The 13,044-nt window shown below is 67.2% G+C and carries 13 protein-coding genes; 8 read left to right on the top strand and 5 right to left on the bottom strand.

Annotated features, from left to right (window positions below):
• Positions 1-144 precede the first annotated feature (144 nt).
• A complete protein-coding gene (locus LJ737_RS04965) occupies positions 145-2,169 on the bottom strand; it encodes an amidohydrolase family protein (RefSeq protein WP_227763420.1) in 2,025 nt (674 codons plus the stop codon).
• A 195-nt stretch (positions 2,170-2,364) separates the two neighbouring features.
• On the opposite strand from LJ737_RS04965, the gene LJ737_RS04960 reads away from it, so the two are divergent.
• Positions 2,365-2,877, top strand: coding sequence for a cold-shock protein (locus tag LJ737_RS04960; protein ID WP_227763419.1), 513 nt, complete (start codon positions 2,365-2,367; stop codon positions 2,875-2,877).
• Between the two features lie 122 nt (positions 2,878-2,999).
• On the opposite strand, the gene LJ737_RS04955 is transcribed toward LJ737_RS04960, so the two are convergent.
• Complete coding sequence (locus tag LJ737_RS04955) at positions 3,000-3,545, bottom strand: DUF1697 domain-containing protein (RefSeq protein WP_227763417.1); 546 nt, start codon at positions 3,543-3,545, stop codon at positions 3,000-3,002.
• A 512-nt stretch (positions 3,546-4,057) separates the two neighbouring features.
• On the opposite strand from LJ737_RS04955, the gene LJ737_RS04950 reads away from it, so the two are divergent.
• From LJ737_RS04950 to LJ737_RS04920, 7 genes are all read left to right on the top strand, one after another.
• Complete coding sequence (locus LJ737_RS04950) at positions 4,058-6,277, top strand: beta-1,3-glucanase family protein (protein ID WP_227763415.1); 2,220 nt, start codon at positions 4,058-4,060, stop codon at positions 6,275-6,277.
• Between the two features lie 165 nt (positions 6,278-6,442).
• Positions 6,443-7,183, top strand: coding sequence for a lysoplasmalogenase (locus LJ737_RS04945; protein ID WP_227763413.1), 741 nt, complete (start codon positions 6,443-6,445; stop codon positions 7,181-7,183).
• 66 nt (positions 7,184-7,249) lie between these two features.
• Positions 7,250-8,233 (top strand): 23S rRNA (adenine(1618)-N(6))-methyltransferase RlmF, encoded by a 984-nt coding sequence (gene rlmF / locus LJ737_RS04940; RefSeq protein WP_227763411.1) that lies wholly within the window; start codon positions 7,250-7,252, stop codon positions 8,231-8,233.
• Between the two features lie 531 nt (positions 8,234-8,764).
• Positions 8,765-9,631, top strand: a complete 867-nt coding sequence (locus tag LJ737_RS04935) for a DUF5694 domain-containing protein (RefSeq protein ID WP_227763409.1) — start codon at positions 8,765-8,767, stop codon at positions 9,629-9,631.
• Positions 9,632-9,784: 153 nt separating this feature from the next.
• Positions 9,785-10,222 carry a VOC family protein gene (locus LJ737_RS04930; protein WP_227763408.1) on the top strand — a complete coding sequence of 146 codons (438 nt, stop codon included), beginning with the start codon at positions 9,785-9,787 and terminating at the stop codon, positions 10,220-10,222.
• A gap of 54 nt (positions 10,223-10,276) precedes the next feature.
• On the top strand, positions 10,277-10,849 hold the full coding sequence (locus LJ737_RS04925) for a dihydrofolate reductase family protein (protein WP_227763407.1): 573 nt from the start codon (positions 10,277-10,279) through the stop codon (positions 10,847-10,849).
• Between the two features lie 218 nt (positions 10,850-11,067).
• Entirely contained in the window at positions 11,068-11,703 is a 636-nt protein-coding gene (locus LJ737_RS04920) for a hypothetical protein (protein WP_227763406.1), read from the top strand.
• A gap of 96 nt (positions 11,704-11,799) precedes the next feature.
• Here LJ737_RS04920 and LJ737_RS04915 read toward each other — a convergent pair whose 3' ends face one another.
• The 3 genes from LJ737_RS04915 to LJ737_RS04905 form a co-directional block, all read right to left on the bottom strand.
• Complete coding sequence (locus tag LJ737_RS04915; RefSeq protein WP_227763405.1) at positions 11,800-12,015, bottom strand: hypothetical protein; 216 nt, start codon at positions 12,013-12,015, stop codon at positions 11,800-11,802.
• Positions 12,016-12,273: 258 nt separating this feature from the next.
• Positions 12,274-12,504, bottom strand: coding sequence for a hypothetical protein (locus LJ737_RS04910; protein ID WP_227763404.1), 231 nt, complete (start codon positions 12,502-12,504; stop codon positions 12,274-12,276).
• 133 nt (positions 12,505-12,637) lie between these two features.
• Positions 12,638-13,036, bottom strand: a complete 399-nt coding sequence (locus LJ737_RS04905) for a hypothetical protein (RefSeq protein WP_227763403.1) — start codon at positions 13,034-13,036, stop codon at positions 12,638-12,640.
• Positions 13,037-13,044 lie beyond the last annotated feature (8 nt).

The raw sequence follows: 13,044 nt of genomic DNA, 5'->3' as shown, positions 1-13,044 counted from the left end.
TTGGCGATACTACGGTTGTTTAACGACGAGCGAGTTGGTCTTATGACAAACTATTCGGACTGCTTGAATAGAAACGCAGCTTGTGGGCGCGATGTACTCAGTCCAGCGCAACTCAACGGCTGATAAATCGCCAAGGCGCCCGCGTCAAGGTCTAAAATCCGCCAACTCCCGCATCTGGGCCGGCTCGTACGCCCGGCCGTCCTTGATGACCAGTCGGACCTGGCGCACGTTCCGGATCTGCTCCAAGGGGTTGGCGTCGAGGATGACGAGGTCGGCTTGCTTGCCGGCTTCGATGGAGCCGGTGCGCTGCTCCAGCCGCATGACGCGGGCGGGGGTGATGGTGGCGCATTGCAGGGCCTGCAGGGGCGTGAGGCCGGCCTGCACGTAGAGTTCCAGCTCGCGCGCGAGGCTGCTGCCGGGAAAGCCCATGTCGGTGCCGGCCACGATGGGCACGCCCGCGTCATAGAGGCGCTTGGTAAGCTGGCCGAAGCTGGCGAGGATGGGCCGGGCCTGGGCCGCGCGCTCGGGCGTGGTGCCCATGGTCAGAAACAGCGCCTGCAGGGGCTGGGGCAGGCGTTGGAAGTCGGGCTCGATGGCGCGAATGTCGTCCTGGGTGCTGCGGGCGGTGATTTCGTAAACGCCGAGCGTGGGGTCGATGACGGTGTGGTGCTGCTGCAGGAAGCCGATGACGCGGGTAGCGGTAGTGTCGTCGAGCACCAGGGTGCGGTCGGGGCGGGCGGTGAAGAGCTGCGCCACGTAGGGCAGGTGGTTGATCTGGTCCATGCCCGCGCTGATGCCCTGCAGGGCCGTCATGCCGTCGGGGATGTGGCCGGTGACGCTGAGGCCCTGCCGGTGCGCTTCCTCGCAGATGGCGCGCACGACTTCGGGCTTCAGGGAGCTGTAGAGCTTGATCTGCTGGAAGCCGGCGGCCTTGTAGCGCTGCACCACTTGGGCGGCCTCGGCCGCATTATCGGCCCGCACGATGCCCAGGGGCCGCTTGCCGCTGCCGTCGACGATGCCGGCCTTGAGGATGCGCGGGCCCACCCCGCGGCCGGCGTTGATGGCCTGCTCGATGGCGTTGATGTAGCTGAACTCGTTGCCGCAGTCGCGCACGGTGGTGACGCCGGCGGCCAGGTAGGCCGGGCCCCACTCGGCCTGCTGGAAGTGCGCGTGCATGTCCCACAGGCCCGGCACGATGGTGTTGCCCTCGGCCGAAATCACCCGGGCCTGCTTGGGTACGCGCACCTTGTCGGCGGGCCCGACCTGGGTAATCTTGCCGTCTTCGATGAGCACCGTGGCGCGGGGCAGCGAAATGCCCTGCACCACGTCGATAACGGTGCCGCCGACGACGGCCAGCACGGCGGGCTTGGTGGACTTGGCAGCGCCGGTAGCCCCATCGGCCGCATTACCGGCGGCCATTTCGGCGGCAAACAGGCGCATGCCGTGGGTGGCGGCGCGGGCAATGAGGGTGGGCAGCAGCGCCGCGTAGGGCTGCCGCAGCATCTCGATTTTGTCGCCCTCGGCGTCGTTGGTGATGATGCAGGCCAGTCGGCCCTGGGCGTCGGTCCAGAGCAGCTCGTTGCCCCACACCAAGCCCTTAATCACGTAGCGCGTGAGCACCAGGGGCTTGCTGTCGAAGGTGAGCGTGTCGTGCCCGTCTTCGCGGATGCGCACCGTGCCCGCGGGCAGCAGCGGCAGCGCGGCGGGCCGACCGTGCTGCTGCCAGTAGCGCAGCAGCAGCCATTGCCCGGTAGCGGGCGAGTAGCCGGCCACGGGAAAGCGCGGCGCCTTGGTGGCCGGCGCGGGGCGCACCATTTTATCGACCCGGACGTGGCCACTGCCGTCGGCGGCGAGGCTGATGGAATCGTCGATGCTGGAGAAGCGCGAGGTCCGGCCGTTCGCCACCATCGTCAGGGGCTGTCCGCCGGGCGTGAGCACGAAGCGCGCCCGCAGCGGCACCGGCGTTCCGCGGTCGACGAAGCGAAACTGTACCTCGTAGGTGTGCTGCTGGGCCGTGCGGCGGAGGCGGTAGGTTTCCTTGCCGATGCGCTGCTCAAACTTGTGGAGCAAAAACGTGGCGCTGTCGGCGGCGGGCGGCGCAGGGGCCTGGGCCCGGGCGGGCAGGGCGCTGAATGTCAGCAGGACGAGGGCAAGCGCGGTTTGTTTCATCGGGGCGGCGGCTGGGGGCGTGACAAACCCGGTGGCCGCGGCCCGGCAGGCCGAAGTTGCGGCGGCAATCGGGAACAAAGTGGGGGTAACTTATGCTATTGCAAGGAGGCAATTATTTTTTGCCCTATCTTCATCCGTCTGACGGCGCCCGCGGTTGCTTCGCGGCCCGGCAGTATTCATTCCCCGCAGCAAATCATGGCAAAAGGACAAGAAGGATTTAACAAACGCGAGAACGAGAAGAAGCGCCAGAAAAAGCGCCAGGAAAAGGAAGGCCGCCGCGAAGAGCGTCAGGCCAACGCCAAGAAAGGCCAGAACCTGGAAGACATGCTGGCTTACGTCGACGAGTTCGGCAACATCACCTCCACCCCGCCCGACCCCAACAAGAAGCGGGAGGAAATCAGCCTGGATGACATCCAGCTCGGGGCCCGCCGCCGCGACGACGACGACGCTTCGGGCTCGTCGGTGCGCACCGGCATCATCACCAATTTCAACACGGCCAAGGGCTACGGCTTCATCAAGGACCAGCAAAGCCAGGACAGCATCTTCGTGCACGTCAACGAACTGGTGGACAAGGTGCGCGAGGGCGACAAAGTAACCTTCGAGGTGAGCCGCGGCCCCAAGGGCCTCAACGCCACCGGCGTGCGCCGCTACGAAGCACCGGCTGCCCCCGCGGCCCCGGCCGCCCCGGCAGCGCCGGCCGCCGAATAAGCGCTGGGGCAGCATTGCCCGAGGGGCGGCCGCCCGAACGATTTTAGAAATTGTAACGCACCAGGCCCGCGGCTTTCGAGTCGCGGGCCTGGTGCGTTTGCGGACCATCCGCCCCGGCCGGGCTACTGCCGGGCGGCCTCCAGAATCTTGGCGGCCGTGTGCACGAAGCGCGTGGTGGTGAGCTTGCCGAGGGTTTTGTCGAGGAAGGCGGTGGACGAGGGCGGGCGGCCGTCCTGCAGGTGCCACACCACAAAGGCCGCCTGCCCGCTCAGGTGCACGATTTCGTACTCGCCCTTGGGCGAGCGGTGCGGCAGGGCAAGGTCCGGGGGCGCGGGCTGGGCCAGCAGCATCAGGCAGCGGCGCTGGGCCTCGGGCGCCGGCTCGGGGCCGAATACGTCGAGGGCCAGCAGGGCAGCCAGCTCGTCGGTGGTGCGCAGAAAGGTGGGCACGGCGTAGCCCAGGGCTTCGCGCAGGTGCTGCTCAATGCGGGCAGTGAGCTGGGTGCGGTCGAGGTCGGCGGGCGCGTCGAAGAACACGTTGCCGGTCTGGATGTAGGTGCGCACGCGCTGCAGGCCGAGGGCGGCGAAGTGCTGGCGCAGGGCGTCCATGCTCACGCGGTGCCCGCCCACGTTGATGCCGCGCAGCAGGGCAATGTAGGTGGTTGTCATCGACGGGCAAGCTACGGAAAAGACCAGCCGAGCGGCCGGCGGCGCGGAGCCGGGCAGCAACTGGGGCCACCCTACCCGGCTGCGCTAAGTGCAAAATATTTTCAACCGGCCGAATTGTTTTTTATCCGCCGGGCGCGTGTGCGCTAGCCGGCGGCGCGTGGGCCTCACGAGGGCCAGCCAACGGGAAATAGTGGCCTTCGACGCCGGAAACAACGCGCAAGTCTGCCGGCGGCCCGCGTGTGCGCTAAGCGTGCAGCGGGGCTCCGCCGCCAGCAGCAAGGCACCTAACGGCATTTTTATTTCCGGGTAAAAGCCCATTAGCTTAGGTCCGCAGCCCGGGCCGGTCGGTGCTTTTCGCGCTTCTTTTTTCGGCCCCGCGCCCGCGGCCCCTGCTTTTCTGACTTAGCCACTGCCCGGCCGCCCGGCGGCCGGGAACGGTGTGCGCCTGCCTTCCCGGCGCGGCTGCGGCCGCCCGGGCATGTTTCCCACCATTCCCACCACAACCAATTCCCATGAAAAAAACTACCCTCCTTTGGTCGGCGCTGACCGTGCTGCTCACGGCCCTGCTCGGGCCCCTCGGCGCCTGGGCGCAGGGCAGCATTCCGTTTACCATTGCCAACAACTCGCCCTTCCCCGACACGGACCTGTACGTGGCCATTGTGGGCATCGACGGGGCCGGCAACCACGTGTGGATCAACGCGGCCAACAGCCAGGTGCTGCCCATGTCGTCGTCCTACAACACGGTGACCGGGCCGACCATCAGCGGCAACACCGGCCCCGGCGGCAACTCCAAGTACGCGGCCTGCTTCACGCGGCTGAGCAGCATTCCGAACAAGACCTTCACGCTGCCCTACATTGCCGGCTGCCGGGTGTTCATCTCCAAGGGCCAGCAGCTGTACCTGTACTTCTTCGGGGCCTCGGGCGCGCCCTCGGGCTACGCGGCGCCCAACCCGCAGAACGCCAGCGACCCGAACACGGGCATCATGTACGAGTTCATCGAGCTGACCAACAACAACACCGGCTTCTACGGCAACACCACCCGCGTCGACGCCTTCCGCTACCCCATGGGCCTGGAGCTGTGGGGCAACGGCTACCAGAAGCGCACCGGCGAGCTGAAAACGGCCGCCGACATCGTGGCGGCTTACAAGGCCAACGTGCCCACCGAGTTTCAGGGCACGGTAAACAACGTCACCGGCGAAATCACCTTCCCCTCGAAGACGGCGGCCTTCCAGGATGGCTCGAACGGCACCACGGCCGGGCCCTACGGCCAGTACTTCAAGAGCTACATCGACGCCATCTGGAACAAGTACAAGAGCACGGACCTGATTTTCTACGCCGGCAACGCGGGCGTGTTCAAGGGCCGCGTCGACGCCAACGACCGGCTGGTGGTGGTGGGCCAATCGGGCGCGTTTGCGGGCCGCACGGGCATCATCAACGGCCGCCCCACCACCCAGATGGCCTTTGAAGGCAAGGGCCTGCTCGACAACCGCGTGGGCGACGGGGACTGCGACTTGGTGGTGCAGGCCCAGATGACGGCCGCCATCAACCGCCACGTGGTGGACGTGACCACCGCCACGCCCGGCCAGCAGAACTGGTACGACGCCACCCGCTACTACCAGGCCGCCCCGGCCAACTACTACGCCCGCTTCTGGCACCTGCCCGGCATCAGCGTCGACAACCTCAGCTACGGCTTCGCCTACGACGACGTGAACGACCAGTCGGCCACCCTGCACACCCCGCAGCCCACCAAGGTCGTGGCCACCTTCGGCGGCTACGCGGGCCAGAGCCCGCCGGCCACGGGCGTGGCCACCGTGTACAAGGACTGCAACTACCTGGGCACGGCGGTGAGTTTGCCGGTGGGCGACTACACCCTGGCCGCGCTGCAGAGCCGGGGCATCCTGAACGACGACATTTCCTCGCTCAAGGTGAACAGCGGCTACGAAGTGGTGCTCTACGAAAATGACAACTACAGCGGCGGCTCGCTCACGGTGGGCAGCGCCGGCAACGGCTGCCTGGTGAACAACCCGCTGGGCACCGGCAACTGGAACGACAAAGCCACCTCGCTGCGGGTGCGCGCCGCCAGCGCGGCCTTCAGCGTGACCCTGCAGGCCGAAGCCGCCAACGTGAACAACGGCATGACCGTGGAAACCTGCTCCGACACCGGCGGCGGGCAGGACATGGGCTACGTGGACGCGGGCGACTACCTGGTGTGGAACGGCATCACTTTCCCCACCACCGGCTCCTACCTGATTGAGTACCGCGTGGCCAGCCCCTCGGGCGGCACCATCTCCTCGGACCTGAACGCGGGCGCCATTCCGTTCGGCAACTCCACCATTCCGGCCACCGGCGGCTGGCAGACCTGGACCACCGTGTCGAAAACCGTGACTGTCAACGCCGGCACCTACAACGTGGGCATCTTCGCCCAAACCGGCGGCTGGAACATCAACTGGGTCCGCATCAGCAAGAGCGGCAGCGCCCGCGCCGCCGCGCCCGCCGACCTGCAGGCGGCCACCCTCTACCCCAACCCGGCCGTGGACCAGCTGACCCTGCGCACCGAAGCGCCGCTGGCCGGGGCTCCGTACCGCATCCTGAACCACTACGGCCAGCCCGTAGCCAGCGGCTTGCTGCCGGCCGGGGGCACCGTGAGCGTGGCCAAGCTGCCCGCCGGCGTGTACACGCTGGTGGTGAGCGGCGCCGACGGGCAACTCCTCACGCGGCGGTTTATGAAATAAGCCGGGCCGCGGCCGGCTCCAGCCCGGCGTGCCAATGCCAACCCAGCCGTTCCCGTCGAGGGGGCGGCTGGGTTGGCGTTTGGGGCTTGGCCGCAGCACGGCGGCCAGCGGCGCGGGCGCTTCCGGGGCTTCTGCTTTCTTTACCGCTCCGCTCCCCTTCTCCCGATGCAAACCTCTTCCCCGTTGCCGGCGCCCCGGCTGGCTTGGCTGCTGTTTGGCGCGGCCGCCGCCGGCGAATTGCTGGCCATGCTGCTGCCCGCCGCGCCGCCCGCCCTGCACTACGCCTGCAAGCCCCTGCTGCTGCTCAGCCTGCTGCTGGTCTACGCCCGGGCCTCGGCACGGCCGGCCCCGGCGGTGCTGGCGGCCCTGGCCCTGTCCTGGCTCGGCGACGTGCTGCTGCTGTTCCAGTCCGAGGCGCAGCCGCTGTTTTTCGTCGGCGGGCTGCTGGCGTTTCTGGGGGCGCACCTGGCTTATCTGGTGGCCTACCGCGGGCACCAGTGGCCGGGGCCGCGCTCGGGGCGCCATTGGTGGCTGGCCGGGCCGGTGGTGGGCGCCGGCGTGGCCCTGCTCGCGGTGCTCTACGCGCACCTGGGCCCGCTGCGCCTGCCGGTGCTCGTCTACGCCGCGGTGCTGGTGCTGATGGTGCTCGGCGCCCTCGGGCGCACGGGGCGCACCACCGGGCCCAGCGCCTGGTGGGTGACGGCGGGTGCCGGGCTGTTTCTGCTGTCGGACTCCTTGCTGGCCCTGAACAAGTTTCTGACGCCGCTGCCGCTGGCCGGTTTTTGGATCATGCTCACCTACTGCGCCGCCCAGGCCAGCATTGTGCGCGGGCTGCTGGCGCACGAAACCGCCGCCCGCGCCCGGTCCGGCGCACCGGCCGGCCGCTCCCGGCGCCCGGTGGCCTAGCTTTGCGTCCGGAGCCCGGGTTTTCGGGCCGCGCCGTTTCCGCTCACCACTCCTTGCCTTCTGCCTATGCTGCCCGATTCTGCTGCCGCTTCCCCCGCCGATAAGGACGGCCTGCACCCGCGCAACCGCCATCGCGGCCGCTACGACTTCGTCCAGCTGGTTGCGGCGTCGCCGGCGCTGGCGCCCTTCGTGGCCGCCAACGCCCACGGCACGCCCAGCGTCGACTTCGCCGACCCGGCCGCCGTGAAAGCTCTGAACCAGGCCCTGCTGCGGCAGTTCTACGGCATCGACAACTGGGACCTGCCGGCCGGCTACCTCACGCCGCCCATTCCCGGCCGCGCCGATTACCTGCACCACCTCGCCGACTTGCTGGCCGAGGACCACGCCGGCGCGGTGCCGCGCGGCAAGGGCATCCGGGTGCTCGACGTGGGCGTGGGCGCCAACTGCATCTACCCCATCATCGGCCACCACGAGTACGGGTGGCGCTTCGTGGGCACCGACGTGGACCCGCTGGCCGTGCGCGTGGCCAAGCAGATTGTGACGACCAACCGCGCGCTCAACGGCGCCGTCGACATCCGCCTGCAGCCCCACGCCACCGATATCTTCAGCGGCGTGGTGAAGCCCTCCGAGCACTTTGACCTAACGCTGTGCAACCCGCCCTTCCACGCTTCGGCGGCCGAGGCCGAGGCGGCCAACCAGCGCAAAACCCGCAACCTGGGCACCGGCGCGGGCGCTAAGTCGGTGCTAAACTTCAGCGGGCAGGCCCACGAGCTCTGGACACCGGGCGGCGAGGCCACCTTCCTGTGGCGCATGGCCGAGGAAAGCGCCCACCTGCGCCCCAACGTGTACTGGTTTACCACCCTGGTGTCCAAAAAAGATACCCTGCCGGGCCTCTACAAGTCGCTGAAGAAGCTCGGGGCCGCCGACGTGCGCACCGTGCCCATGAGCCAGGGCCAGAAAGTTAGCCGCTTCGTGGCCTGGACGTTTTTGAGCCCCGAGGAGCGGCAGCAGTGGCGCCAGAAGCGCTGGGCCGCGCCGGCGGCCCACTAACCTTGAATCGGTCCGACTTACCCGCTCCGCTATTTTCTCGGCCCTGCTGCGCCTAGGTTGAGGGCGCAGGCATCAGGAGCTTGCGTGGCCATTAGCGAAACGGCTTAACGCCTAGCGCACGCGTCAGCAGCGCGGGCTTAAGCCCGCTTCGGAGCGCGTTCAGATGTCGCTAAAACGGCTGTTTAGCTCGTCATGTCGAGCGAAGTCGAGACACCTCGCGGGCTGATGGCCGATGGTAACTACACTGCCTGCCCAAGCGCAAGAAAGCTGCATGTCGCTGGAGCCAGACCAGTCAAGCCCAACCCCTTTCTTACAACTGCATCCGGTGACGCCGCGCCCGCCTCAGCCAGTGGCAGGCCGCACGCGAGCCGGGCCCCCTCCTGCTGCCAGCGGCGCTAGGCACTGCCCCGGTTGGCGTTGCCGTTCGCCGGGCTTCGCCGTCATTATTCTGGCGCCGCGGGCAACGGCAGTGCCGGAGCCTGCATCTGCGGGGTAGCTGCTGCATTCTACCATCCAAACTTGCTTGCTCCCATGACTTTGCACTCCCTCCTGCGCCCCCTGTTGCTGTTGCTGCTCGGACTGCTGCCCCTCACGGCCGTGCGGGCGCAGCCCAAGCCCGCCGAGCTGCTGCTCATCGGTACCTTCCACTTCCACAACCCCGGCGCCGACCTAGTCAAAACCAAATCCTTCGACGTGCTGGCCCCGGCGGCCCAGGCCGAGCTGCAAACCATGACCGACCGCATCAAGGCGTTCGGGCCGCAGAAAATCTTCGTGGAGTGGGAGCAAACCAACCAAGCCGAGCTCGACGAGCTGTACCGGGCCTACCTGGGCGGCAAGTACGAGGACTACGTCAAGACCAAGTACCCAGCCCAGCGCCACAACTTCCTGCTCAAAAACGAGATTATCCAACTGGCGTTCCGGGCGGGTCAGAAAGCCGGCCTGACCCGCATCCACGCCTTCGACTACACGCGCACCTCCTTTCCCTACGACAGCGTGCAGAAGGCCATCAAGGCCGCCGGGCAGCAGGCCCTGCAGCAGCGCATCGACGCCAAGCTGCAGGCCGTGACGGCCGAGCAAAACGAGCTGTTTGCCACCAAGACGCTGACCCAGGTGCTGCTGCACTTCAACACCCCGCAGAGCATGGCCGACAACAAGAACTTCTACCTGGAGCTGTTCAACCCCGCCGGCAGCGTCGACAACTTCGCCGGCGCCTACCTCGTGTCGGAGTGGTACCGCCGCAACCTCTACATGTACTCTATCATCCAAAAAACCGTGGCCCCCACCGATACCCGGGTGCTGGCCCTGGTGGGCGCCGGCCACGCGGCCATGATGCGCGAGTTTGTGCAGTCCGACCCGCGCTTCCGCCTGCGGGAGCTGCAGGACGTGCTGAAGAAGTAGCGGCCCCGCCTCTCGCCGAGGCCAGCCGGAGCCGGCCACCCGCATTTGCTAAAAATTTTGTCGCAAACGCCCCCGCAGGATGTCGCATTCAACCGCCTCCCGCGGGCTGTTGACGCCGTATTTTTGCCATGTAACCACTTAACCAACACGACCATGGCAACTAAAATCTTTGTCAACCTGCCCGTCCGCGACCTGAACGCTTCCGTGGCCTTTTTCACCCAGCTCGGCTACCAGTTCAACCAGCAGTTTACCGACGAAAAAGCCACCTGCATGGTCATCAGCGACGACATCTACGTGATGCTGCTGGTGCGGCCCTTTTTCGAGTCGTTTGCGCCCAAGCCCATCACCGACACCACCCAGAGCAACGAGGTCATCCTCTGCCTGTCGGCCGACAGCCGCGCGGCGGTGGACGCACTGGTCGACAAAGCCCTGGCGGCCGGCGCCCACTCCTACCCCGAGCAGGACAACCCCGATTTCATGTACGCCCGCAACTTCCAGGACCTCGACGGCCACCTCTGGGAAATCATGTACATGGACCCGAGCTACGTGCAGCAGCCCGCCACCGCCGCCCCGGCCGAGGCCCACGCCTAACCTTACCCGCGGGCTTGTTTCGCCCGGCGGTTCCACGTTTCACTCCCCCTCCCGATGAGAAAACTAAAGCTGCAGGTGCAGATGAGCGTCGACGGATTTATCGGCGGCCCGAACGGCGAAATGGACTGGCTGACCTGCCCCTGGGACGAGGTCCTGGAGCAGTACGTCACGGACCTGACCGCGCCCGTCGACTGCATCGTGCTCGGCCGCAAGCTGGCCCAGGGCTTCATTCCGCATTGGGCCGCGGTGGCCGCCGATGCGACCAACCCCGACGCCGCGGCGGGCCGCAAGTTCACCGACACGCCCAAAGTCGTGTTCACCCGCACGCTGACCGAGTCGGAGTGGCCCAACACGGTGCTGGCCCGGGGCGAGCTGGCGGCGGAAATCACGCGGCTCAAGCAGCAGCCCGGCGGCGACATCATTGCCTACGGCGGCGCCGCCTTCGTGTCGTCCCTCATCCACCACGGCCTCGTCGACGAGTACCACCTGTTCGTCAACCCGGTGGCCATTGGGCGCGGGCTGGCCATTTTTCACGAGCTGCCCGCCACCCAGGCCCTGACGCTGGTGCGCTCCACCGCCGTTGCCTGCGGCATCGTGGTGCAGCACTACGAGCCCAAGCGCGGCTAGCGCCCCGGCTGCACCGGGCCCGTTGTTCCACTTAACCGCGCTGCCTATGACGTAAGCCCACGCCGCTTCCTACTCACATCTCGACCCGCTCCGCGCCCCGTGCCCGGGGCGGGTCGTGTTTGTAGCTAACCCAAGCAGCCGCCGAAATTGATATTTATCAAGCGCCGGCGGCGGGCGCCCGGGCACCTTTGGGACACGCATTTTCCTTGTCTTGCTCCATGTCCCAGCGCCCCACCTCCAGCCGCCCCCTGTGGTTTTGGCTGGCCCTGCCCTTCGGCATTTACGCCTTGTTCAATGTGCTCGGCGGCCTGCTCTACGCGCTGGCCGTGATGGGCGAGCATATCAGCCGCGCGGGGGAGCGAGAAATCCTGGCCTGCACCTCGGCCGCCGAAGCCCGGGCCGCCGGCGTGCTGCTCGACACCGTGCTGGTGACGCCGCGCCGCGCCCAGTACGGCCGCTACACCATCGAATTCACGGAGGGCTGGCTGGAAGAGCTGCGCGAAACCGAGCGCCCCGTGTGGTACGCCGCCCGCACCACGCGCCGCGCCGACCGGGTGCGCCTGCGCGTGCACTACCGCGTGCGGCGCCAGGGCCCGCCGCCCGCCGAGCCCTGGGATGTGCCGCTGCTGCGCTACGGCCAGGACTACGGCGCCACGCCCATCGACCAGGAAGTGCCGGTGGAGGTGGATGCCCCGCGGCTGCGCCCGGACTATTACCAGCTGCCGCTGCCCCTAGAGCTGCGCATCGACGACGGCCCCGGCGGGCTACCAGACCAGGTGTTTGTGGCCTGCCCAGCCCAGCAGTGCCGCACGTCCGGGCCAGCGGCCCCGGTTAAGGCCGGGCGCGCCAGGTGATGCTTGTGCCGGGCAGCCCGTGCGTGTGGGCACAAAAAAGCCCTTGCGGCGCGTGGGCAGCAAGGGCTTCCAAGTGTATGGCAGCAACTGCCGCCGTTAACGAGCCACGAAGCCCTTGGCTTCCCAGGCTTTCACGTTCTGGGTGCGCACAAAGCGCGTTTCGATGTGGCCCCAGGCATCTTGTTTGTACATCACAGTTTTGCCTTGCTCCCGAGCCTGGAGTTTCTCCATGTGCTCGGAGTGCGAGAGGATGACCGTGGGAGCCGGTTCGGCGGCTTTGCCCGCGCGGGGGCGTCGAGAGGATGTTGACATAGGCTTTCAACCGCAAAGGTACCTAAAAGGATCTGTCCCAGTGGATTTTATCTTGACTCAACGGCTTGAAGCGGCCCCTAAAGGCGGAAAGCAGCCCGTTGAAGCCTTCTTGGCCCCGGAATAATAATTGGCCTGCTCACTGCCAAGCTCTGTCCGAGGCCGGGCAGCGGCGCGACAAATACAACGAAGCGGCTGAAGCCGCGGGGCTTCAGCCGCTCGGTGGCGCGGCCGCGGGTGGCCGCAGCCAGGCGCGCCGCCTTAGAGGCTGGCGCCTTCCATGGAGCTCAGGCTCTCGCCGGTGTTGGCCTCGGTGTCGGTGGCGGCGCCGGCGAAGAGGCCGCGGCGCTGCGCCAACACCCCCAGACCCAAGGCCAGCAGGGCCGAGCCGCCCACCACTTTTTGGGTGGTGCTCAGCTTCTTGAGCGACTTAGCGGCGCCGCTGAGCAGGGACTTTTTCTTTTTCGGGGCTTTGTTTTTTTTCTTCGACATGGCTCGTGCGTGGTTAGGGGGAAAGAGGTAGCCCGCACAGCGGGCGGCAAAGGAGGTATCCGCAAGTTGTCGGGTTAGGGTTGCCGCGGCGGGCATTCTTAACACGGGTTTCAGCCGGCGGGCCGCGCCCCGCCTACTCTTCGTCGGGGCTGGCGGCGGCTTTTTTGCCGAAGGCGCCGGCGTGCTTGCCCACTTTAGGCGTTTTGTGGTGCTTGCGCGGGGCCAGCTCGGGCTCGTCTTCTTCCACTTGCGCGTCCTCGTAGGGCGCGGGCGGGCGGCGCGGCCCCGGGCGCCAGGGCAACGGCAGCAGCCCCGCCACCGGCGAGCTGCGCCAGTCGTCGTCCTGCAGGTTTTTGAGGTAGAAATAGCCGCCCGCCAGCAGGGCCAGCCCGCCCACCACCTTCTGCAAGGGGCTGAGCTTGGCTATTTCGTTGGTCACCTTGCGGTACTTCTTGATGGACAGCGCCGTGGCGTCGAACAGGTCGTCCGACATGCTTTCCTGCTTCTTTTTCTTCTTGTGCTTCTTGCCCATAGCGGTAG

The organism is Hymenobacter sp. 15J16-1T3B, assembly GCF_020711235.1.
In the GTDB taxonomy this organism is placed as follows: Bacteria; Bacteroidota; Bacteroidia; order Cytophagales; family Hymenobacteraceae; genus Solirubrum.
This window is presented reverse-complemented; position numbering and strand designations above follow the sequence as displayed.